At 40.2% G+C, this 22,216-nt stretch carries 21 protein-coding genes; 6 read left to right on the top strand and 15 right to left on the bottom strand.

Features of this window, described 5'->3' with window-relative positions:
• Positions 1-14: 14 nt before the first annotated feature.
• The 4 genes from speB to H6G77_RS24210 form a co-directional block, all read right to left on the bottom strand.
• Positions 15-1,052, bottom strand: a complete 1,038-nt coding sequence (gene speB, locus H6G77_RS24195; RefSeq protein WP_190592792.1) for an agmatinase SpeB — start codon at positions 1,050-1,052, stop codon at positions 15-17.
• A gap of 57 nt (positions 1,053-1,109) precedes the next feature.
• Complete coding sequence (locus H6G77_RS24200; protein ID WP_190592791.1) at positions 1,110-1,565, bottom strand: response regulator; 456 nt, start codon at positions 1,563-1,565, stop codon at positions 1,110-1,112.
• A 253-nt stretch (positions 1,566-1,818) separates the two neighbouring features.
• Positions 1,819-2,241 (bottom strand): hypothetical protein, encoded by a 423-nt coding sequence (locus tag H6G77_RS24205; protein WP_190592790.1) that lies wholly within the window; start codon positions 2,239-2,241, stop codon positions 1,819-1,821.
• A gap of 111 nt (positions 2,242-2,352) precedes the next feature.
• Positions 2,353-3,990, bottom strand: a complete 1,638-nt coding sequence (locus H6G77_RS24210) for a CTP synthase (RefSeq protein WP_190592789.1) — start codon at positions 3,988-3,990, stop codon at positions 2,353-2,355.
• An 89-nt stretch (positions 3,991-4,079) separates the two neighbouring features.
• On the opposite strand from H6G77_RS24210, the gene H6G77_RS24215 reads away from it, so the two are divergent.
• A complete protein-coding gene (locus tag H6G77_RS24215; protein WP_190872943.1) occupies positions 4,080-5,915 on the top strand; it encodes an N-acetylmuramoyl-L-alanine amidase in 1,836 nt (611 codons plus the stop codon).
• A gap of 112 nt (positions 5,916-6,027) precedes the next feature.
• Here the strand turns inward: H6G77_RS24215 and crtC are convergent, their stop codons facing one another.
• The 3 genes from crtC to H6G77_RS36320 form a co-directional block, all read right to left on the bottom strand.
• Positions 6,028-6,900: a cyanoexosortase C gene (gene crtC, locus H6G77_RS24220; protein ID WP_190872944.1), complete on the bottom strand. Its 873-nt coding sequence runs from the start codon at positions 6,898-6,900 to the stop codon at positions 6,028-6,030.
• A 37-nt stretch (positions 6,901-6,937) separates the two neighbouring features.
• Positions 6,938-7,546 (bottom strand): hypothetical protein, encoded by a 609-nt coding sequence (locus H6G77_RS24225; protein WP_190676060.1) that lies wholly within the window; start codon positions 7,544-7,546, stop codon positions 6,938-6,940.
• A 707-nt stretch (positions 7,547-8,253) separates the two neighbouring features.
• Positions 8,254-8,379 carry a hypothetical protein gene (locus tag H6G77_RS36320; protein ID WP_277880650.1) on the bottom strand — a complete coding sequence of 42 codons (126 nt, stop codon included), beginning with the start codon at positions 8,377-8,379 and terminating at the stop codon, positions 8,254-8,256.
• Positions 8,380-8,397: 18 nt separating this feature from the next.
• On the opposite strand from H6G77_RS36320, the gene H6G77_RS24230 reads away from it, so the two are divergent.
• Positions 8,398-9,072, top strand: coding sequence for an N-acetylmuramoyl-L-alanine amidase (locus H6G77_RS24230; protein WP_190872945.1), 675 nt, complete (start codon positions 8,398-8,400; stop codon positions 9,070-9,072).
• 7 nt (positions 9,073-9,079) lie between these two features.
• On the opposite strand, the gene H6G77_RS24235 is transcribed toward H6G77_RS24230, so the two are convergent.
• From H6G77_RS24235 to H6G77_RS24245, 3 genes are all read right to left on the bottom strand, one after another.
• Positions 9,080-9,343, bottom strand: coding sequence for a XisI protein (locus H6G77_RS24235; protein WP_313954521.1), 264 nt, complete (start codon positions 9,341-9,343; stop codon positions 9,080-9,082).
• Positions 9,344-9,594: 251 nt separating this feature from the next.
• Positions 9,595-10,293 carry a glycerol-3-phosphate 1-O-acyltransferase PlsY gene (gene plsY / locus H6G77_RS24240; RefSeq protein ID WP_190592784.1) on the bottom strand — a complete coding sequence of 233 codons (699 nt, stop codon included), beginning with the start codon at positions 10,291-10,293 and terminating at the stop codon, positions 9,595-9,597.
• Positions 10,294-10,569: 276 nt separating this feature from the next.
• Complete coding sequence (locus H6G77_RS24245; RefSeq protein WP_190872946.1) at positions 10,570-12,048, bottom strand: amidohydrolase family protein; 1,479 nt, start codon at positions 12,046-12,048, stop codon at positions 10,570-10,572.
• Positions 12,049-12,188: 140 nt separating this feature from the next.
• On the opposite strand from H6G77_RS24245, the gene H6G77_RS24250 reads away from it, so the two are divergent.
• Positions 12,189-12,983 carry an aspartyl/asparaginyl beta-hydroxylase domain-containing protein gene (locus H6G77_RS24250; RefSeq protein WP_190872947.1) on the top strand — a complete coding sequence of 265 codons (795 nt, stop codon included), beginning with the start codon at positions 12,189-12,191 and terminating at the stop codon, positions 12,981-12,983.
• A 75-nt stretch (positions 12,984-13,058) separates the two neighbouring features.
• Here H6G77_RS24250 and H6G77_RS24255 read toward each other — a convergent pair whose 3' ends face one another.
• Entirely contained in the window at positions 13,059-14,036 is a 978-nt protein-coding gene (locus H6G77_RS24255; protein WP_190592781.1) for a DUF4437 domain-containing protein, read from the bottom strand.
• A gap of 58 nt (positions 14,037-14,094) precedes the next feature.
• On the bottom strand, positions 14,095-14,547 hold the full coding sequence (locus H6G77_RS24260; RefSeq protein ID WP_190592780.1) for a hypothetical protein: 453 nt from the start codon (positions 14,545-14,547) through the stop codon (positions 14,095-14,097).
• A 145-nt stretch (positions 14,548-14,692) separates the two neighbouring features.
• On the opposite strand from H6G77_RS24260, the gene H6G77_RS24265 reads away from it, so the two are divergent.
• Entirely contained in the window at positions 14,693-15,091 is a 399-nt protein-coding gene (locus H6G77_RS24265; RefSeq protein ID WP_190872948.1) for a nuclear transport factor 2 family protein, read from the top strand.
• 35 nt (positions 15,092-15,126) lie between these two features.
• On the opposite strand, the gene H6G77_RS24270 is transcribed toward H6G77_RS24265, so the two are convergent.
• Complete coding sequence (locus H6G77_RS24270; protein ID WP_190592778.1) at positions 15,127-15,603, bottom strand: hypothetical protein; 477 nt, start codon at positions 15,601-15,603, stop codon at positions 15,127-15,129.
• 239 nt (positions 15,604-15,842) lie between these two features.
• Here H6G77_RS24270 and H6G77_RS24275 point away from each other — a divergent pair, with 239 nt between their 5' ends.
• Together H6G77_RS24275 and H6G77_RS35855 are read left to right on the top strand one after the other, a co-directional pair.
• Positions 15,843-16,871 (top strand): 1-acyl-sn-glycerol-3-phosphate acyltransferase, encoded by a 1,029-nt coding sequence (locus H6G77_RS24275; protein WP_190872949.1) that lies wholly within the window; start codon positions 15,843-15,845, stop codon positions 16,869-16,871.
• 998 nt (positions 16,872-17,869) lie between these two features.
• Positions 17,870-20,074, top strand: coding sequence for a hypothetical protein (locus H6G77_RS35855; protein WP_190872950.1), 2,205 nt, complete (start codon positions 17,870-17,872; stop codon positions 20,072-20,074).
• A 78-nt stretch (positions 20,075-20,152) separates the two neighbouring features.
• Here the strand turns inward: H6G77_RS35855 and H6G77_RS24285 are convergent, their stop codons facing one another.
• The gene (locus H6G77_RS24285; RefSeq protein WP_190872951.1) at positions 20,153-20,929 is read right to left on the bottom strand and encodes an ABC transporter ATP-binding protein; all 777 of its coding nucleotides are present in this window, start codon (positions 20,927-20,929) and stop codon (positions 20,153-20,155) included.
• A 70-nt stretch (positions 20,930-20,999) separates the two neighbouring features.
• Positions 21,000-22,016 carry an iron ABC transporter permease gene (locus tag H6G77_RS24290; protein WP_190872952.1) on the bottom strand — a complete coding sequence of 339 codons (1,017 nt, stop codon included), beginning with the start codon at positions 22,014-22,016 and terminating at the stop codon, positions 21,000-21,002.
• Positions 22,017-22,216: the final 200 nt, after the last annotated feature.

The following is a 22,216-nucleotide window of genomic DNA, read 5'->3' on the forward strand; positions in this document are numbered from 1 at the left end:
GATGGCAATATCCATTATCGTTGAGATAATTCCATGAAATTGGCTAGTTTATAGACTACTCTTGCACCTACGTTGCCATCCCACTCTGCATCACCCACTTCACAAACATCAAAGCCAATAATTTTTCTACCACTATTGACTAGTTCACGAAGTATACAAAATGCTTGTTCTAGTTCCAAACCGCCAGCCACAGGTGTACCTGTATTGGGGCAAAGTTTTGGATCTAAGCCATCGATATCAAAGCTAATGTAGACATATTCTGGCAAATGGTTGATAATTTCGCGGCATATCTCTATCCAGGTGATGCCAGCATAAAGTTTTTGCTTGATGGCTGGGTCATAATAGGCAACAATGCGATTATGAGATTGATCAATCATTTGCACTTCATCATGGCTGATATCACGTAAACCTACCTGGACTAATTTAGAGATTTGCGGTAGTTTCACAGCGTTAAACATGATGGAAGCATGAGAAAATTCAAATCCTTCATAGGCATCGCGTAAGTCTGCATGTGCATCAATATGCAGAATGCCGTAGTTAGAATATTTAGTTGCCAGTGCTTGCAGATAACCTAATGGAGAACTATGATCTCCACCAATAACTGCAACTTGCTTACCTTGATTGATGGCTGCTTGAGACTGGGTAAATAACCAGTGATTTACTTGTAAGGAAGCCTGATTAATTTCTGTGAGGATGGGAGTTAAATCGGGTGTGTCTGTGAGGGGTTTAGCTTGTGCCAGTCTTTCGATGATTTGGGCGGCTAGAGTGCGGTAGTAATTATTTTTTTCTAAAATATCTTGAGGAATTTCCACTAAGAAAATTCCCTGTTTCCAGCCATCTGGGTTGTCAAAGTCAAATAAATCTAGTTGTGTTGAGGCTTCGAGGATTCTTTGGGGGCCGTTGGCTGTACCTGCACCATAGGAAACGGTGACTTCCCAAGGTACAGCAAAGACAATTAAGTTGGCTGACTCGTAATCAAAGGGCAAACCAAAGAGGTTGCCGTTAATTTCACCGACACCACTGGGATTATAGTCTGGGAGTGGGTTTATCATCGATCGCCTGCTAGATTTACCTGGGTTGTCTGTATGTATTTTAGCGATCGCTCGGAATTATTCACCATTTTCTCCTGGCGAAATTCCTAAAACTTTTTTAATTTCAGTGATTAATACAGCCGTCTCCACTGGTTTATGAACATAGCCTTGAAAACCCGATAATAATGCCAGATGATAACTTTCTTCCGCAGTCAGAGAAGTTAAAGCGATCGCAGGTGTATGCTGTTTTTGCCAGAGTAACATTTGTCTGGCTTTACGAATTAACGAATATCCATCTACTTTTGGCATAGCAATATCAAAAATGAAAACATCAAATTTGCAATTTTTGATTAACTTCAGTGCTTCTAAAGCTGATGTTGCTGTTGTGATTTGCATACCATAAGTTTCTAGAATAAACTTCGTCAACAGCAGACTATCTTCACTATCATCTACTACCAGAATTTGCAAACCGTCTAAAGATTGGTCATTTTTTACATCGTCTTGGAGATGTGAATCTTCGTAATTATTTGTCATGATCAGCTGTGCCTCCTTAGTTGGCCTTATCAATTACGGAGGATTTCCCGGTAGTAGTCAGCCGCAAACTGACACTACTGGGCAACTGTAATCAAGCTACCACGACATCACAACACAAACCAAAATAATCAACCCAAGAGACTGGAAATCTGGGGCTATACAAACAAAGCCTGCGATCGCAGGCTAATTATTGGCTGCTTCATATCGATTTGGGATGAGTGCTGTATTCTAAATACTGACGATTACTCTGGGATTAAGACAAAGAATATCCTGTGGTATTTTTGACAAACTGCAAAACTTTCAGATAAGAATCTGGATTATTGGAGGGGTTGATCACGATTGGGATAGTGCCATCTGGTAGCCAAAAAGTTATCCTACCATTGGGTTCTTGACAGAAAGAACTAATGCAATGGAGGTTAACTACATATTCATTTTTGCCGTCGATAATTTTCACCCAGTGACCACTGTCTACTTCGACATCGGTGACTTGTTCGAGATATTTGAGAACTTTTTGATAGTCTTCTAAGTTATTTTGAGGATTAATGACAATTGGAATGGCGCTATCAGGCAACCAAAAAGTAACTCGGCCGTTCTGTTCATAGCAAAAAGCATTTACACGGTCAAAATTAATCACATATTCTTTCCTCTCGTAAAAGATTTTCATCCAGTACGGCACAACATCTCCTTAAGTCCAATGTGGAAAAATGATGCTAACCCTGTATAACAAAATATCTCTGTCCTAAGTCAATGTTGGTTTGGGTAAATTCACAACTCAAGTTTGAGTGGGTTAAGAAACCTCTACAGGTGTTTGTAGATTAGTCTTTGGGTATTTAAGAGCGATCGCAGCCTGCATAAATCCCTCAAATAAAGGATGAGGATTGCTAGGACGCGATTGAAACTCTGGGTGAAATTGACAAGCGATAAAGAACGGATGATTGGGAAATTCGACAATTTCCACTAAGCGGCCATCGGGAGAAGTACCACTAATCACATAGCCAGATTCTAACAATAGCTTACGATAAGCATTGTTGAATTCATATCTATGTCGGTGCCGTTCATAAATCACATCATCTTGATAAAGCTTCCCAGCTAAAGTATTGGGCAGAATGTGACAAGGATATAAACCCAAGCGCATTGTCCCGCCTAAATCAACTACGTCCTGCTGTTCTGGCAAGAGGTTAATGACTGGATTAGTCGTATCAGGGTCAAATTCAGCACTGTTAGCATCTGAAAAACCGCCGATGTTTCTAGCCCATTCAATGACAGCACATTGCATTCCTAAGCATAAACCCAAAAATGGGATATGGTGATCGCGGGCATACTTGATAGCTGCAATTTTACCATCTACTCCCCGCGTTCCAAAACCACCAGGCACTAGTACACCGTCCACGCCTTCTAAATAATTTTCGGCTGGTTCTGTTTCTAAGATTTCTGAGTTGATCCATCGCAGGCGCAAATCAGCATGGGTAGCGATGGCTGCATGGCGTAAGGCTTCTACCACAGATAAATAAGCATCACTTAACCGCACATATTTACCGACAATGGCAATTTCCAAAGTCCGCTTCGGACTGTATAGCCGTTCTACCATTGTGCGCCACTGAGTTAAATCAGGTGTGCGTTGTTCCATTTGCAGCAATGCTAGTGCTTGTTCTGCCAAGCCTTCCCGTTCTAAAATCAGTGGTACTTCATAGATACTCAAGGCATCTTGAGAAGTAATCACACATTTTTCGGGTACATCACAGAATTCAGATAATTTTTGCTTTAATCCTGCGGGGATCGGGCGATCGCTCCGACAAACTAAAATATCTGGTTGAATGCCAATGGATCTCAGTTCCTTCACAGAATGCTGTGTTGGCTTGGTTTTCATTTCCCCAGCCGAAGCAATGTAAGGCAATAAAGTGACGTGCATATACAACACATTCTGCCGCCCCACTTGCTTCCGCAACTGGCGAATTGCTTCCATAAACGGCAGAGATTCGATATCTCCTACCGTACCACCAATTTCCGTAATTAATACATCAGGGTTGGTGTCTTTAGCAACCAAAGTAATTCTGTCTTTAATTTCGTTGGTAATATGGGGAATTACCTGGACTGTGCCGCCATTGTAGTCACCGCGCCGTTCTCTGTTAATCACAGCTTGGTAAATTGAACCTGTCGTCACACTGTTAAAACGTGACATTAAGGTATCAGTGAAGCGTTCGTAATGACCCAAATCTAAATCGGTTTCCGCCCCATCTTGGGTAACAAAAACTTCCCCATGCTGAAAAGGACTCATTGTACCGGGATCGATATTAATATAGGGGTCTAATTTTAAAATTGACACCGAATAATCCCGTGATTTGAGCAAACGTCCTAGACTTGCTGCTACAATTCCCTTGCCGATACTGGAAACTACACCTCCAGTTACGAAGATAAATTTAGTCATAGTAATTTTGTATTTCTCTCTTGCGCCTTCTCAAAATACATCCCGTAATTGTGCCATAGGCACTGTCATGAAATCTTCTGTGATTTGTTGTGAAAAAATTTCTCGCACTAGTCTTATTCGGCTTAATTGCTACCTCCTCTGTTGCATTAGCAGATTCATCTCTTATTGTTGTTTTTCCACCACCTAACCACCAAACCAGTACGGAAAAAATATTTTTTTTGGGTACAGCCCCAAATAATGGACAAGTACTAATTAATGGTCAGGTCGTTAACCGCAGTCAATCCGGGCATTTTGCTCCGAGTTTCCCGTTACAATTGGGAGAAAATCTTTTTACAGTCCGTCACAAAAATCAAACTGTTCAGATTAAAGTGACAAGGCAGGCAACTGCGCCTGTTGTCCCACAAGGCTTAGAATTTGCTCCAGGTTCTCTGACTCCAGCAGGGGATATTGCTAGACTACCAGGGGAACTAATTTGTTTCAGTGCGATCGCCCCATTTAATGCTAACGTCTCTGTAAACCTCGCTAATCAAACTGTTGCCCTAGCACCACAACCCCAACAAGTACAACTACCTAGTAATTTGGCAGCCCTGACGGGCAGAAACCAACCTACTTCTCAGCCAATTGCTGGCAAGTATGCGGGTTGCACAACGGTGCAGAAACCTGACTCTGAATCTTTAAGCCTACTTTACGGTAACAACATCATTTCTGCTGCTATTGTCCCAGATGCTAATCAAGAGATAGATTTAGGTCAACCTCAGTTTAAACTGACGTTGAATGGTCAGACAATTACTCAACCAGGAACTGGCAAAATAGCAATTTTCTCCCCAACGCAGTTACCTGTTGCTGAAGTGATAGTAGATGCAGGTGTAGCCCGCACTGGCCCCAGCACCGATTATTCCCGGCTGACACCACTACCGAAAGGAACACAAGCTACAGTCACAGGGAAAGAAGGTGAGTGGTTGCGCTTGGACTACGGTGCTTGGATTAATAGCAAGGAGACTCGCATTTTACCGGGGGCAATTCCGCCACGCACAATTATTCGGAGTGTCGGATATCGCAGGCTGATGGATGCTACAGAGATAGTTTTTCCCTTACAATTTCCTGTACCTGTGAGTGTGCAGCAAAGTGATCAGACTTTGACTCTGATACTTTACAATACCACTGCCCAAACAGATATTATTCGTTTGGATGATGACCCTGTAATTTCTCGCCTTGATTGGCAGCAGCTGATTCCGGGACAGGTGCAGTACACCTTTAACCTCAAACAATCGCAACAGTGGGGATATCAACTGAGATATGAAGGAACTACCCTGGTTTTAGCTTTACGTCATCCGCCTGCCCTGGAAAATCGGCGAAGTAAGCCTTTATCTGGTATGAAGATTCTACTTGATCCGGGGCATGGTGGTAAAGAATCTGGTGCAGCTGGCCCGACTGGATATTTAGAAAAAGATGTGAATTTGGCAGTGGCGAAGTTGCTGCGCGGGAATTTGGTCGAACTTGGTGCAACAGTGGTGATGACAAGAGATGTTGACAAAGATGTGTCTTTACCAGCGCGTCAAGCAATTATCACGCAAGAAAAACCTGCGATCGCACTTTCCATTCATTACAATTCTTTACCCGATGACGGCGATGCGGAAAATACCAAAGGAGTTGGGATGTTTTGGTATCATCCCCAAGCTCATAACCTAGCAGTATTCATGCACAACTATCTAGTTAAAAAACTCAATAGACCTTCTTACGGAGTTTTTTGGAATAACTTGGCCTTAACTCGACCAGCCGCAGCACCATCAATACTCATGGAATTAGGTTTTATGAGTAATCCCAATGAATTTGAATGGGTGACAAATTCTCAAGAACAGCAAAAATTAGCCAAAGCTTTAAGCGAGGGAATTGTTGAGTGGTTTAACAGTGTTAAACAGAAATAAGACTTACGCACCAAGATTTTATGTAGAGACTGGGTGTATAGGGTTAAGGGTAAAGGGGTGTAAGGGTTTTGCATACCTACACCCTTACACCCATTCTTGAAAGACGTAAGTCCTAATTACTGCTATGAGATTTGCGAGCAAAATCTAGTAAACGCATTTGCATTAACAGATAATAAAATGCGGTAAACATAGCTAAAGAAAAAATTTGTCCGCCCCAGCCACTATGCCAAAAATCAAATGATTGCCCATCCCAATAAGCAACGGAAATTGCCAGCAATGTAATGCGGGCAGTGTTGAAGACAAAAGCAATCACACATCCCAATAAACTTATGATTAATATCTGCCGGCTTTTTAGTCTGTAAGCCATACCTATTAACAGACTAGTCATCAACATCAACACCATCAAATCAAATCCGTTACAACCCCATCCTATATTGACGCTACCTGTAGGCAAGTTTACCCATGTTCCATCTATGTTGCTGGGATAACCCATAGTGTGAAGTGCTAAATTAACACTCCAAGCTTGAATTTGATCCATTGTTCTTTCGGGAGTCAACGCTTGCCATAGATATCCCGGTAAAACATTAATGCCAGGATAGATACTGAAAATGATTAAAAAAGTTGGGCGTAGATAGTATTTAAAGAACTTGATTCCCCAAGTGCTAATCACAATACCGACGAAGATACTTAACCAGACTAATGCTTGTTTCCACCCTTTATCCAGACTGAATGGGAAAAATAAAATTCCACATCCTATCAAAATATGACCTAATCTTCTCTGAATATTGGTAGCCCTGAATCTCACAATTTTAGCTTTATTTTGCCATAAATCTTGTAATGCTAAATAAACGGCAGTAATAGTTAATAATGGAAATGTACTACCACCAATTAAAAACTGTACTAGCGTTTTTAACCAAAAAAATAAGTAATAGTAAAAACCCACAATCAAACCACACCAAACAATGAGATTATGTTTTTTACTCATATTGATAACTATTGACTTTCACAGGTAATCAATTCATCTATTGCATCTTTATTTGCTTCTGCTCTTGGCGATGTTTGCGAATTAACCCTACTCCAAAAGCAGTTAATCCTGGTATTAATAAGGGAACAGGAACTTCTTTATAGTTAGATGGGTGCTTTGGATCTTTTGGTGTGTGTATATTTGAGTCGCCTGTATTTATTGGTATCGGATGATGTGGGTGATTTGCGTCATCGTTAGACGGGTGGTTTGTACCGTTTGGCGTGTGTATATTTGAGCCGCCTGTATTTATTGGTATCGGATGATGTGGGTGATTTGCGTCATCGTTAGACGGGTGATTTGTACCGTTTGGTGTGTGTCTACCTGAACCACCTAGATTTGTTTGTATTGGACGATTTGGGTTATTGGCATAGGTAGCATCATCAATTAAATTTTGGCTTCTGGGACGCTTAGAATGTGTATTCCATGTAGGCCAGGGTATAAACCCTAAAAGCCATTGAATTTCTAAAGACTTTGAACCTCTTGAACTGCTTTGTTCAGTTTGGTTTGCACTTTTTTGAGCTAGTGCATTATCTGGGGTAACAGATATCATACCTGTAGCGATCAATGTAGCGATCGCCATACTTGCATATACAGTTTTAACTTTCATAAGTTATTCTTCTCCTAACAAATGTTGACAGGATGAATCTCTGCAATTGGTGATAATTGCAGTAGTGATGTACCAGCTATAATTCATCCATCTGATTGGGAAAATTCCTAGTTGGCAATTATTTTAATCAGGAACAAAAAATATTCCTTGATTATACTTAGGTGCTAATTCATAAAGAAAATATTAAGGAAATTCAAATAATTACTAGTATTGGGTTCCTGGGAATAAATACTTAATTTAAACCCTTACTAGATGATTACTGAACTTGAGTTTACGAATTAGCTCTGACTTTATGGATGAATTTTAACTCCGCAAAGTTTCTACATCATAAGTCAAGTCTAAAGTATTTTGGGTAATGTTTATTTGTTTTTTACTAACACTTCAACATTTCTCTACAAATTTTTACTTAAATATGAATGAAAGTTCATCCATCTGTAGATATAAGGTGATACCCATTCTCTAGAGATACTTTTGTATATGCTAATAGTTAACTCTTTAGTCAAGCAATTATTAGCTTATCATCAATCAATGCTGATATTTGCTAACTACTACAACCATCAATTTTATTAAGAAAACTTTTATAAATTACCAGTATACTGAGTAGCAGCTTGCTGAACTTGCTCAATTAATAAACTTAAAGCTTCTGCTATCTGTTATACAGTTAAAACCATTGCTAACAGTCGGGTTACTGTTGCTAATCAGGCTTCTTACTTTGCTTCTTCTCTGGTTTTACCAGGAATTGTGGGATTAACCGGAGTAATTGCTGTATTTGGTACTGTACTAGGTGTATTATTGGGAGTGAGATCGCCTTTGGTATTTATATAGGTTGGCAAGCCATAACCGGAAATGAAGTGAAATTCATCCCACTACTGATAGGATTAGTAGTTTTAAATTCTCTCACCAATTCTCCCGTCACTTGGGCGCAAGATAAAACTCCAAATCTAGCTAGTTTTTCTGTTGAAAAGCCCTTATCTGGAATCAAAATTTTACTCAATGCTGGACATGGTGGTAAAGAATTGGGCGCAGTCGGGGCTACTGGTTTGTTAGCAAAAGATTTGAATTTGCAAGTAACCAAGCTATTGCGAGATGAATTAGCGCGGCGGGGTGCAATTGTGGTGATGACTAGGGAAGATGATCGAGACTTATCCCTGGTAGAACGTCAGAAAATTATAGAGCAAGAATCACCTGCGATCGCTCTTACTTTTCACTATCGCTCCCTCCCAGATGATGGTGATGCGGAAAATACCAGGGGTATCAGTACATATTGGTATCATCCCCAAGCCCATAGTCTAGCTGTCTTACTACACAACCGCTTAGTTAATGATTTGGGTAGGCCTTCTTATGGTTTGTATTGGCAAAATTTAGCACTGACTCGTCCCCATACTGCACCATCAGTATTATTGGAATTAGGTTTTATGAGTAACCCTGACGACTTTGAGGAGGCGACAAATCCCCAGGAACAGAAGAAGTTAGTCAAAACTTTAGCAGAGGGTATTACTGAGTGGTTGAGAAGCGTTAAACCCTAAAATGCTGTCAAGAAACTACAGCAAAATTTGTATACTGTCTCATCTTCGGCTCATGAAATGCTAAAACAATCTCTTCTTTGGGAACACCAGCACGCAGCAAATCAGTTGCAATACCGTTTTCCGTCCAATCTTCTTCGATCCAGAACTTATCATCACGAATCCGCACATAGACAGTCATAGCAGAAATGCGTTCCCTACAGGGGTTGCCGCAGGCATCGCCATTTTGCCAACCAAGATTCATCCAAATGTAATGAGCCTTTGATTCGTCCACAATTAAAAATCTCTGGCAGACGTTTCATTGTTAGTACAACTATCTCACTGGTTCTAGCTTAAAATCCATTCCCTCTCACCTAGAAGTGTTTTAGATTTTCTTTACGAATCAGCTCTAAATGTTCTCACGTAGAGGCACAAAGGCACAGAGAGAATGAAAAGTTTTTAATTACCCAACATCATCAAGTAGGCTTTGTTGGGTTCCACTTTGTTTCACTCAACCTACATTTCTCCTGCTATTACCATCAAGCATTAAACAGTTTGTTCTGTGTTTTCTGTTTTTTCGGTTTCTGTAACTACCTGCTGTCCAATTTTGGGTTCAGTTCCCGCTAAAAGGCGCTCTATATTACTGCGGTGGCGAATAATTACATAAAAACCGCCAAGAATACTAAATAAAATATAAGGTAATGGTTGGTGGAAAACTAACATCAAAATAGAAACAGCGATCGCACCAGAAATTGAACTTAAGGATACAATTCGAGAAATAGCAACAACAATGGCAAATACGCCCAAAGTTGCCAAACCAACTTGCCAACTCATCGCCAATAATATCCCTAAACTGGTAGCCACAGATTTACCACCAGTAAAGCCCAGAAATATTGATTTACTGTGTCCCAAAATTGCAGCTAAACCCGCTAATATCACCATCCAGGGTTGCCATAATTGCAAATCTACGGTTTTGGGAATCAAGTTGGAAGTAGCGGCAAAATTCAAGAAAGCGTAAACTAAAGCGATCGCTAATACTCCTTTTAAGCAATCAACTCCTAAAACAAACGCTCCCGGCCCTTTACCCAAGGTTCTTAATACATTCGTCGCCCCTGTTGAACCAGAACCCACTTCTCGAATATCAATACCTGTTAGCTGCTTCACCGCAATATAGCCAGTGGGAAAGGAACCCAGTAAGTAAGCCACTACGAAAATCGCTGCACACAAACTTAACCAAATAGCCATAAACCATCCACACAAGAGTCCGTAGTCAATAGTTTAAACAATTGTGTCCTTGATAATGCGATCGGCCGGGTGGGGTTCTTTAGTTTTAGTCAGTTCATTTAAGAGAATAGTAGGTTGGGTGTAGCGATCTCGTAACCCAACATTCTCAATACTCTGTTGGGTTCCGTTCCTCCACCCAACCTACACCAGAATTGCTTTTTAGTCTTAACTGAACTGTATTGGATTATGATTAGGACTGACGCATAAAAGTTGTCTATTAAATTTCTGCTGTTGAATTTATCCCAATATAGAGCGTTTTAAATAACTCCCAGTCGGTGAACCTACAACCTGTCCGTTGTGATAAATCAAATTTCCTCGCAAAAAAGTACTCTTCACCCTTGCGGTTAACTCCATCCCCTCAAATGGTGTGTAACCTTGTTGTGATTCTGACTCAGCCGCACGTACCACAAAACTTTCGTCAGGGTTTACTAACACCAAGTCTGCATCATAACCAATTGCAATATCTCCTTTTTGCAATACACCAAAGCGCCGCGATGGGTTCCAAGATAGCAATTTAGCAACCTGGTTGTAAGACATTCCCCGCTTACTACCTTCACTTATTACACCCGAAAGTAGATATTCTGTACCGCCAAAACCAGACTTGGCTAACCAAATATTATTCGGGTCTTTCGCACTACGTTTTTGTTCCGCAGAACAACAAGCATGGTCACTCACTATCCAATCTACTTGATTATCTAATACCGCTTGCCATAAATATTCCACATCAGCACGGGGACGAATTGGCGGGTTAACTTTTGCCCAAGTACCATTAGGACTATCAACATCTAATAGTAAATGTCCTACTGTCACTTCTCGCCGAAAGTTAATATGAGGAAAAGCAGTTTGCATCGTCAACGCTGCTTCCATTGCTTTGCGCGAACTCAGATGTAATAAATTGATATTTGCACAGTTAGTTTCATGTGCTAAATAAGCAGCAATACAAATTGCTAAACCTTCAGAATGAGGCGGACGTGCTGCACTATAAGCAGATAGTCCAGTCAGGTTAGAATCATTGGCGACTATTTTGGTATAAGCGTTGAGAATTTCGGCAACTTCGCAATGCAAACTTAAGCTAATAGTATCTCGTGCTGTGGGATATTCTTCCATCAAACGAGTTATCCCACGCATGATAAATTCAAAATGGGCAAAGTCGTAGCGTTCTTCTTGATTAATCATCAAAAACAAGTTTTGCTGGTCTGACAAACCATGCAACCCATAACCGCCATAAAACATGAAAATTTTAAATGAAGATACCCCATGTTCTGTAAACAATAAAGGTATTTCGTCGATATGTCGGCTGGCTATGGGTGCAACGTGATAGCTATAATCAACAAAAAAATTACCTGCGGATAATGCCAATACTTCAGGAAAAAAATCCTGGTAAGAACCACCTTTATTCAGATAATATTGCCCGGTGCGAATGTAATTTAAACTAGTTGTGACTCCCCCCATTGCGGCGGCTTTACTTTCTGTAACTGCATCTTGATTGAGGGGTTGATAAATACCAATGTGCATGTGAGCATCAACAACCCCCGGAAAGCCGAGTAAATTTTTAGCATCGAAGATTTCTTTGGCTTGTGTGGCGCTAATATTAGGGGCAATATCCACAAATTTACCATCTTTAATGCCTAAATCCAGTAGTTCGACTACATTTTGATGAGGGCGAACAACTCGCACATTTTTAATAACTTTATCTAATAAGGGAGGTTCAGACACAGTAGACCTCAGACTAAAATAAGTATATCAGCTTAAATTCTGGCTGGTTTAACCAGAAATTTTTATATATTACTGGAAGCTCGGCTAAAAACTCTGATTATGTAATAGTTTTTTATTCAATTAACTTCAGGATAAAAACAATGGCAACTTTTAATGAATATCATCTCGATCCCAAGCAATTTCCGTTTCTCCAAAGTCTTCAAAATGAATGGCAAGTCATTAGGGATGAGTTTACGCGCTTTAGGCAGCAGGCATCAACTGAAGAGTTAAAATTTGCTTACGATGTTTTGGGGCCTAAGAGTAAAACAATTAAAACCAAAGGTGATTCAAAATATAGTGCCTTTGGAATTTTATTTCAAGGGTTATTTATTGAAGAATATATTCAATTACATCAAATCCAATATCCAGATTATGCCACAGAGGAGGCAGCAGCAAAAGCTTTAAGCTTAAGAAATAAATATTTCCCAAATTTGGCGAAGGCTATTGAAAAAGTTAACTTTAGTGAAGATAATATCCTGAGAAATGTTTATTTTGGGACATTTCATCCAGGCTTAGATATCAAGCTGCATGTTAACTATAACCCACACATGAATCGCGGTTATTTGGGCTTGATTGTGCCGGAGGGTGATGTGGCTATGAAAATTTGCTATGACCAGCTTTATTGGAATGAAGGTAAGTTTTTGATTTTAGATCATAGCTATCCCCACTGTCCACACAATTATACTGATTATGATCGAACTGTTTTGGTTGTAGACTTTTTTAAGCCAGAAAAACCTAGAGTAGAAGTCAGAGAATTTGAACAAGAACAAGTTACACAACGTATGCAAGATAATCCTTACAGTTTAGGTGTGTTTGGTAAGAGTGATCAGGCAACAGTCGAAGATTTTATCAAGTATGGTTTAGCTCATCAATTAGAATGGGATAAGGCTTTGTAAGTGGAATTAATTCACAGGCAAATGTCAAATAGATTGTTAATTTTAAATTTTAGACTTTTGCCTGTCATTGACTATTTACTTGTGCTGATTCAGTGCAGACTGAAGACGTGCATCGTCTTGCTGAGTAATATCTGGGTTATGCAGTATCCAATAACAATCTAAGCGATCGCTCGTCCGAAATAACAGTAGTGCGCCACTTTCTGTCCAGAATGGGCCGTGGGGAACATGGGCAGGTCGCCAATAATAACCATCTTTGCACATTGCTGCATAACGTCTATTAAATGGATCATCGCTCATCGACCAATGTCCTAGTACATCTCCACTGATGACATAAGCTTCTTCGGTAGTGGGATGACCTGCATAAAAGTTACCTTCTATCCACATTGGTACTAAGCCAAGAACCCAGGTGGCGCGTCCAGTTTTTTTGTTGGTATACAAACTTTTACGCGCTGAACCAGGCGGTAAGAAAGTTGTGCTTTCCCATTTCATGGCGTGGAGTTCTTGCAATGGTACATACTCAGCCATTCGTGGGTGCGTCTGCATATTCCCGTGGTATAAAGAAGTGGCAGGAATTTGCTCTAGGCTGGCATAGTCTTCTGTAATATAAGTGGGAGTAGCATCTGGCATCCACAACAGAATTGTGTCTTCTTCGGTTTTCCAAGGGCCTGTAGGTATACCAGCCGGGATATATGAGTAGCTGAGATTGCGAAGTTTAAAACCTCCTTGGCAAAGTGTACCTGTCAGGACGAAAAGTTCTACATCTGTGGTGAAATGACCGATAGGTGCATTCCAACCTTGTTTGAGGATAACTCGTTGTGTAGATTCACCAGTACTGTCGTTGATGGATAAAATCTGAGTTGTACCATATTCAGCAGTGACAAAGTTTTTTACCTCAAACAACACTTGCGGGAAGTTAATCACTGAGTTGAGTGATGCTTCTGTTTCAACATGCTTGCGTCCTATCCAAGTTTGATTACTTGTGTCTTTCTCTGGAAGGTTCACATTTTGATGCTGTAAATATGAACTTTTATTATCTTCGTATGCTTGCACCATATTTATTTCTGACATCCATTGTATTGATGAGTTACAAAAGTTAGATTTAGTTAAAAAACTAATGACGAGTATAGGCACGTTCAAATTTAGTTTTTAATTGCTGTGCTGCAAAGGCTAAGATTATTGCTAATAAACCACCCACTACAGCTACAGGTTTAACCCAAGAGTTATCTGTAAGTATAGCTAAAGCTGCAAGTGCGATCGCTACTCCAATGAAAATTTGTTTGCTGAAGTTTGTTACCCGATAAACTTGATTGCAAGAACTACAAATTTGAGTATGTTGGGATAATCTATCTAAAGTCAGCGAATTTTCCTGTAACTCATCGCTATGAAAGTTTTTCTCTGAGTCATAACCTTGATAAAATGGCAAACCTTGACCAAATTTATCTAACCACTTGCGATACTCCACTACTAATGTGTCAGAAGTTTTGAGTGGTAAATAAATTTCTTTGAGACTTTTTCCTAAACGCTCAATTTGTCTTTTTTGCTCGACAACAATGTTAATTAACATTTAGGAGAGATATTAAAATATAAAAATTTTAATATCTCTCGCTAGAGAATGATGACTTTATACATCAAGTCTGAATAAGACGTTTTTATGTGAGATAACAAATATAGTTTAGAGTTAATGCTGAGTGTATAACTAGTTGAGAACAATGACACAAGACCCTGCAAATACATTAAAAGTTGCTCACCAAGCATTTGAAAATTTTATATACGGTCTAGCGACGGGAGAATGGCAAAAGTTTCTCGATATGCTGACAGAAGATTTTACTATATGGTTTCCGATGGGTAAGTTTCATGGTTTGAATGAGGGGAAAGAACGCGCCCAAGAGTTTTTTCAATATGTCTCAGAATCTTTTGGTTCGGGAATTACTTTAACTGCGGTTGACCGTGTTACGAGTAATGATCAAACAGTCGTTTTTGAGTTCCGTGACGAGGGTTTATTATTAGGACAACCTTACAAAAATCGTGTTGCTGTGTCTTTTGATGTGCGCGGCGATAAAATTTGTGCTTATCGAGAATATTTTGGCAGTGATGGGAAATCTTATTAATTAGTCAAGAGTTAATAACCTATATATAAATAGTGTTAATTGCGTTCTTTTAATTCTTGACATTTAGCCTCGGCGGCTTGATAAGCTGCTAAATATTCTTTACCTCCTAACATTACATCACCGTAGTATTCATAAGGTGTTGTGCCGTAAATTGGTAAGGGATCATCTTCGGGATAATCTTCTTTTGATTCTTCGATGATGGCTTTGAGTTGTTTAGCGTTTAAACTTTGTGCGGCAAAATACCAAAGTTCTTGGTTAGCTTTACTGATGTGGGGTAAGTTGGGGTCAATGATGCGTGTGATTGCATCTTCCCCAGAGGTATCATTTAATTCAATCCAACCATGTTCCACAGGGCGATATGGTTTACCAGCATACACTAAGAAACCTTGAACATAAATTGCCCCCTCTGTTGCTAATGCTGCTTTATAAGCATTATCAAAAGTTTTATTTGCTTTACTTTTAATGCGTTTAGCAATTGCTAACGAAAAAGTTTCATCCAATACTTTATTCATTTACAGAGGAAATTTCAGTGCGTACTTATATTATTGTATCACTGGCGTAGACTAGATTGAATTAATTTAAATATCAGGCGATCGCTCTTTGTCTTCACAAAAATACTACTAACTACAAATATTGCTAAACTTCAGCAACAAATGTCAATTTTTTTACATCTACAGCAGGATGTCTAGCTTAAATTTCAGAACTTAAAATACATACTTAAGTATACCGTTGTCTAATCCGCATAACCACCGTGATTAATCAACAATCCGAGAATGTCTTTCACCAAACGCTAGAAACATCTTCCGATAAAAGCTATAAATTTAGTTGGTTTGATTGGGTTTGTCTGTGGTATCCGCCAGGATGGTTAGTTTTGTTTAACCGTCACTGGCAACATTATCATAGTGACCCAGATGGTTGGAATTGGTTGGAATATATATTATTTCTGATACCTGGCGGGTTTTATTTAGCACTAATAATTCGATGGTTGCGCTTGGGTTGTCGTCCTCCCAGAAAAGAAGTTGGAGAATTTAACCCCAAATATCAGCAAGCTTTTCGGCAAGAAATTTTAGCCCCAATTGTGAAATATTATTTTCAGGGAGAACTGCAACACATTGAGCATTTACCGCCAACAGGGCCAATGATTGTGGCGATGAATCATGCGGGGATGTGTTTCCCTTGGGATTTTCTGACTTTGGGTTATTTATTGGGTGAGACACGGGAATGGGTAGTGCAACCCTTAGCCAATGTCTCTTTATTTGAACATCCTTGGATGATTTGGTGGCTACCATCCCAATGGTCGCAGGTATTAGGTGCAGTGCGAGCAGAAATTCATAACTTCGAGACAGCGATCGCAGATGGTAGAATTTTACTGTATGCACCAGAAGGCATACGCGGGCCTGGTAAAGGTTGGCAGAAACGCTATCAACTGCAAAAATTCGATATCAGCTTTATTCAGTTGAGCGATCGTTATCAAATTCCGATTATGCCAGTAATTTGCATCGGTAGCGAATCTTTACACCCTTGGACTGTTAATAGTAAAAAGTTACAACGCATCATCAAACTACCATTTTTACCCATATCACCATTAATGTTTATCTTGCTATTATTTCCCTCAATGGGAGTTTGGGCAATGAAAACACGCTTACAATACTTTATTCAACCCTTAGAACAGCAGATTCATACAAGTAAAGACCGTGCTGATATTTATCAAAAAGCTCAACTATTGAGAAATAAATTGCAAACTCAAGTTACTCGAATGTTGAATAATGTAAACTCGTAGAAATACTCAAATTACTTCTCAAGCTTATCTAAGTATAATTTGGGAGTCAAAAGTCAGAATTCAAGATGACTTTTGACAAAGTTATGGATGAATCAGTTCTGCAATACCAAACTCAATTTTAAATTAGCAGTCTACAAATAAGTGCGATGCTTGGCCACAGGCTCTTATTCTGATTTCTTCCTTTATTCTTCAACAAGAATATTGACTAAAATGTTGAATATATCTGCATAAATTAGAAACCATTGAAAGGGTAAATGTAACTGAAATTTATTGTTAAATCTAATTCCTAGCTTCATAGTATAGGACTGATATTTGATTTGGGAAAAAAATCAGTACACTCAGATCAGTCTTCTTTCCTACTCCCGACTCCCCATTCCCTATTCCCTACCTACACAAATAAATTCAGAAATCAAACCGGATTCCTATAGTTCTTGTTGATTTACCTTAGAAGTCAGAATTGTAAATCATCAATAAATCCGCAATCCCATAGATTAAAAGTTTGCCAATTGATCTTGATGTAGCAATTTTTTTTGAACATTTGGGTATAAACACTGCATATATATATAAATACATAAAAAATCTTCTTTTCATTCCTGAAATTAAAGTTCTGATAAAAAATAAAGAAACTTATAGACTCTTAGGAACTTGCTGTGCCAAGTTATATCTATCAATCACTGAGAAGAACAATTCAGAGATTGACTTTAGGTGCATCTTCCATTGAACTCGCTAGCAAGTAGAAATTGCTGTTAGATAACTCAGTGAGCTAACCCAGGATTGAATACTGACTAATTTGCAGGAATCGATTAGCTTTCGCAAAGCAATTTATAGGCTTAGTGCGTAATGGCTTCAAAATCTACTTTTGAAGGAGAGTTTCTGCGGCCAAGTGTTTTTATGAAACTTTTTAGATGCGAAAAGGAGAATTAAAAAAAGTGACACAAATGAAATCAAAAAAACTCATAGGTTACATAACCTGTGGCGTATCATCATTAGCAGTAGTCATGGCAGGACAAACGTCCCAAGCAAACGCAGCAGCCATGAGCTTCACAACTACAAACTTTACAGGCAGTTCCCTACAAGCCAAATATACATTAGATGACAGCATAGCAGGAGCAGGGAAAGTTCAGTTTAAAGTAGAATTTATCACCGACTCAACCTATAAAAATATTGGAGACATTCGCGGAGTCTTCTTCGACATCAAAGACAACTACCTTCTATCGGGACTAAAAGTCACAGGATTAGGTGGAACAGACATCACAACAACAGCCTACAGTAACGCAGGACTACTAGAAAGCGTCGGTCAAGCGAATCTCAATGGAGATGGCAACACCCATAAATTTGATTTTGGGATCGAAATTGGCGAGAACGGTTTAAAAGGTGGAGCAGATGACTTCCGCACAGCCACCTTCGTCTTATCACACGATAAAGCAGCCTTAAGCCTGGATCAATTTTTTGGTCAAGAATTTGGCTTAAGAGCAACCAGTGTAGGAGTAGCAGACTCCAGTCGAGCAGGAAGTAGCAAACTAGCAGGTATAGCAACAAAAACATCCACACCATCACCAACACCAATACAAACACTCAAAGAGCAATACAACACATTAGTTGTTGAAGCAGACGAAGCAGAAGAAACCTCAAAAACAGCTAGATCAAATTACGAGAGATATCAGAGAGACGCAGACAGCAAAAAAACTGACTACGAAAAATCTCAAAAAGACGCAGACAGCAAAAAAACTGACTACGAAAAATCTCAGAAAGACGCAGACGACGACAAAGCCGAATACGACAGATATCAAAAAGACGCAGACAGCAAAAAATCTGACTACGACAAAGCCCAGAAAGACGCAGACAGCAAAAAATCTGACTACGACAAAGCCCAGAAAGACGCAGACGACGATAAAGCTGAATACGACAGATATCAAAAAGACGCAGACAGCAAAAAATCTGACTACGACAAGTCTCAAAAAGACGCAGACAGCAAAAAATCTGACTACGACAAAGCCCAAAAAGACGCAGACAGCAAAAAATCTGACTACGACAAAGCCCAGAAAGACGCAGACAGCAAAAAAGCTGATTGTGACAAAGCCCAGAAAGAAGCTGACAGCAAAAAAGCAGCGTACGATATAGCCCTGAAAGAAGCCAACAAACCTAACATTTCAAACAAAGACAAAGAGAAAAAGCAAAAAGAAGCTGAGAACAAGAAAGCCGAATACGAACAAGCTCAGAAAGACGCAGACAGCAAAAAATCTGATTACGAGAAATCACAGAAAACTGCTGATAGCAAGAAAGCTGACTGTGACAAAGCTCAGAAAGACGCGGACAGCAAAAAATCTGATTACGAAAAATCACAGAAAACAGCTGATAGCAAGAAAGCTGACTGTGACAAAGCTCAGAAAGACGCTGATACAAAGAAAGCTAATTACGAGAAATCAAAGAAAACAGCTGAGACAAAGAAAGCTGACTGTGATAAAGCTCAGAAAGAAGCTCAAAGTAAGAAAGCTGACTGTGACAAGGCTCAGAAAGACGCTGATACAAAGAAAGCTAATTACGAGAAATCAAAGAAAACAGCTGAGACAAAGAAAGCTGATTGTGACAAGGCTCAGAAAGAAGCTCAGAGCAAGAAGGATGATTGTGACAAGGCTCAGAAAGAAGCTCAGAGCAAGAAGGATGATTGTGACAAGGCTCAGAAACATTCTGACAACAAAAAGTCTGAGGCTTACAACAAGAAAGTAGAGTGTGATAAGGCGGAGAAGGAGTCTGGTACACCCACACCAGCACCAGCACCAGCGCCAGCACCAGCACCAGTACCCGCACCAGTACCCGCACCTGCACCCGCGCCAGTACCAGCACCCGCGCCAGTACCTGCACCAGTACCTGCACCTGCACCCGCGCCAGTACCTGCACCTGCACCCGCGCCTGAACCAGCACCAGTACCAGCGCCTGCACCAGCACCAGTACCAGCGCCTGCACCCGCGCCTGAACCAGCACCCGCACCAGCACCCGCACCAGCGCCTGCACCCGTACCAGCACCCGCACCAGTACCCGCACCAGCGCCTGCACCATCTCCATCTCCCACAACTTACTATCAACCACCTGCTTCTCAGCCTCAGCCAAAGAAGGTACCTGAACCTAGTACATTAGCTGCGTTAGGCTTGTTTGGTCTCTGTACATTCAAACTGAAGAAAGTTAACAAGAAAAATGATGTGTAAGCTTCGGCAATACTTTTAAGCTTTCATCTTTAGCTATATATGGGTTGAGAGGTAACAAAAAACTTCTCGCCCATTTTTTTATACAGCAGAAATGGCACAAACTTGTAAACCAACTGGTGTTTGTATAATTACAGCGTCTACACCAAAAACTTGTGCGATCGCCTGGGGTGTTAACACTTCTTTGGGCGTACCAACTCCCCAAAGTTCTCCTTGTTTTAATAAGGCAATCCGAGAACTATAGCGTGCTGCTAAATTTAATTCATGTAACACTGTGACTATTGTTAATTCCTGTTGTTGATTTAAATCTTTTAACAATTCTAATAATTGCAGTTGATAATTTATATCTAAATAAGTAGTTGGTTCATCTAATAATAAAACTTTGGGTTCTTGCGCTAATGCTAAAGCTAAAAAGGCGCGTTGTCTTTCACCACCAGAAAGTTGTTCGACTGGGCGATCGCACTTATTTTCTAATTGGGTTTTTTGAATTGCTAAATCAACTTTTTGCCAATCTTGGGCTGTTAATTCCCATTGCCACCAAGGTTGATGCGGTGTGCGTCCTAAGCTGACTAATTGCCGCACATTCAATCCTACTGGGACAGTTTGTTGTTGTGGTAATAATGCCAATTTCTGAGCTACTACATTCGGCGGTTGAGAATGAATTGCTTTACCATCCAGTAAGACAATTCCTTTTTGGGGTGTCAAAATTCGACTTAATAATTTGAGTAATGTTGATTTACCAGAACCATTCGCACCAACTAAACTTAACCATTCTCCGGTTTGCAATGTGAGGTTAATATCTTGAACAATTGGTTCTGCGGTGTAACCACCAGTGAGATTTTGTAATTCTAGAGGCATTTTATATTAGGTGATAGGTTAGAGGTTAGAGGTTACAGATTTAACAGCTTGTCTATTCTGCATTCTGCTTTTACGATTTGCCTAATCCAGAAGAACGACGATATAGCAACCAAATAAATAAAGGTGAACCTAATAAAGCAGTCACAGAACCTACTGGTAATTCGACTGCGCCTAGTCTAGAGAGTAAATCTGCAAAGGTGAGTAACCATGCACCCGCCAGTGCTGACAGTGGTAAAACAAAACGGTGGTCTGTACCCACTAGCAAGCGGACTCCGTGGGGTACTATCAAACCAACAAAGCCAATCAAACCACTAATGCTAACTGCACCTGCGGCGAGTAAAGTTGCAACACCACCAATTAATAAACGCGATCGCGTTAATGATACTCCCAAACCCACAGCCAAATCATCACCCAAAGCCAGCACATTCACAGACCGCGCCAGCAACCATCCGCACAGCAGCGCCACCAGAATATAAGGCCCTGCTGTCGTAATTTCTTTCCATCCCCTAGCATTCAAGCTACCCACCAACCAACTCAACGCCACTTGAATGCGACCATCTTCAGCAAGTAATAATAATGTACTCTGCACCGCACCCAATAAAGAACTGACCGCGACCCCTCCCAAAATCAGCCGTTCAATGGAAATTCCTGAACCAGCGCGACCCAAAAAAATCACTATGGCTGAGGTCAAAATTGCACCCAGCCACGCCGCAAAGGGAATAGCAATGGGGAAAAATTGCAAAGTGATCATCACAATCACAATCAATCCTGCACCTGCGGAAATCCCTAAAATAAAAGGGTCAGCTAGGCTGTTGCGTAACATTCCTTGCAGTAGTGCGCCAGACATTCCCAAAGCTGCACCCACAATCATCGCAGCCACAATTCGCGGTAGCCGTAAATCCCAGATAATAGTTTGATTGGTGGGGTCGCCTTGATGCAAAATCGCCTCCCACAATTGCGAAAAACTCAAGAGGACTGCACCTTGAGACAGTGACAGCACTAGAGTCATGATTAGTGCTGTACTGATGAGTAACACAGCCCAGAATATGCGGTTTTTGGTAACAGCAGCTGATAAAGGAATTTTCATTAATAGACTTTAGGGACTTCCAATTAAAAAATATCCCATCATCTGGAGATAGGGAAGACGTGGGAGACAAGGGGGACAAGGTAGACAAGGTGACAAGGTAGATAAGAGAGAAAAAGCTAGTGAATTAAGACTTACGCATAAAGGTTGTGTATTGAGAATATGTGTAAGGTTTTGAACTTCAAACTCTTGATTTTTTGTCC

The organism is Aulosira sp. FACHB-615 (genome assembly GCF_014698045.1).
In the GTDB taxonomy this organism is placed as follows: domain Bacteria; phylum Cyanobacteriota; class Cyanobacteriia; order Cyanobacteriales; family Nostocaceae; genus Nostoc_B.

Excerpts from the sequence above, each read along its gene's own strand:
- plsY (WP_190592784.1), bottom strand. The coding sequence starts at position 10,293 with ATGGCTATTTGGTTAAGTTTGTGTGCAGCGATTTTCGTAGTGGCTTAC.
- H6G77_RS24255 (WP_190592781.1), bottom strand. The coding sequence starts at position 14,036 with ATGGTGCAAGCATACGAAGATAATAAAAGTTCATATTTACAGCATCAA.
- H6G77_RS24285 (WP_190872951.1), bottom strand. The coding sequence starts at position 20,929 with ATGCCTCTAGAATTACAAAATCTCACTGGTGGTTACACCGCAGAACCA.
- H6G77_RS24290 (WP_190872952.1), bottom strand. The coding sequence starts at position 22,016 with ATGAAAATTCCTTTATCAGCTGCTGTTACCAAAAACCGCATATTCTGG.
- H6G77_RS24210 (WP_190592789.1), bottom strand. The coding sequence starts at position 3,990 with ATGACTAAATTTATCTTCGTAACTGGAGGTGTAGTTTCCAGTATCGGC.
- H6G77_RS24200 (WP_190592791.1), bottom strand. The coding sequence starts at position 1,565 with ATGACAAATAATTACGAAGATTCACATCTCCAAGACGATGTAAAAAAT.
- speB (WP_190592792.1), bottom strand. The coding sequence starts at position 1,052 with ATGATAAACCCACTCCCAGACTATAATCCCAGTGGTGTCGGTGAAATT.
- H6G77_RS35855 (WP_190872950.1), top strand. The coding sequence starts at position 17,870 with ATGGCAGGACAAACGTCCCAAGCAAACGCAGCAGCCATGAGCTTCACA.
- H6G77_RS24265 (WP_190872948.1), top strand. The coding sequence starts at position 14,693 with ATGACACAAGACCCTGCAAATACATTAAAAGTTGCTCACCAAGCATTT.
- crtC (WP_190872944.1), bottom strand. The coding sequence starts at position 6,900 with ATGAGTAAAAAACATAATCTCATTGTTTGGTGTGGTTTGATTGTGGGT.
- H6G77_RS24250 (WP_190872947.1), top strand. The coding sequence starts at position 12,189 with ATGGCAACTTTTAATGAATATCATCTCGATCCCAAGCAATTTCCGTTT.
- H6G77_RS24225 (WP_190676060.1), bottom strand. The coding sequence starts at position 7,546 with ATGAAAGTTAAAACTGTATATGCAAGTATGGCGATCGCTACATTGATC.
- H6G77_RS24260 (WP_190592780.1), bottom strand. The coding sequence starts at position 14,547 with ATGTTAATTAACATTGTTGTCGAGCAAAAAAGACAAATTGAGCGTTTA.
- H6G77_RS24270 (WP_190592778.1), bottom strand. The coding sequence starts at position 15,603 with ATGAATAAAGTATTGGATGAAACTTTTTCGTTAGCAATTGCTAAACGC.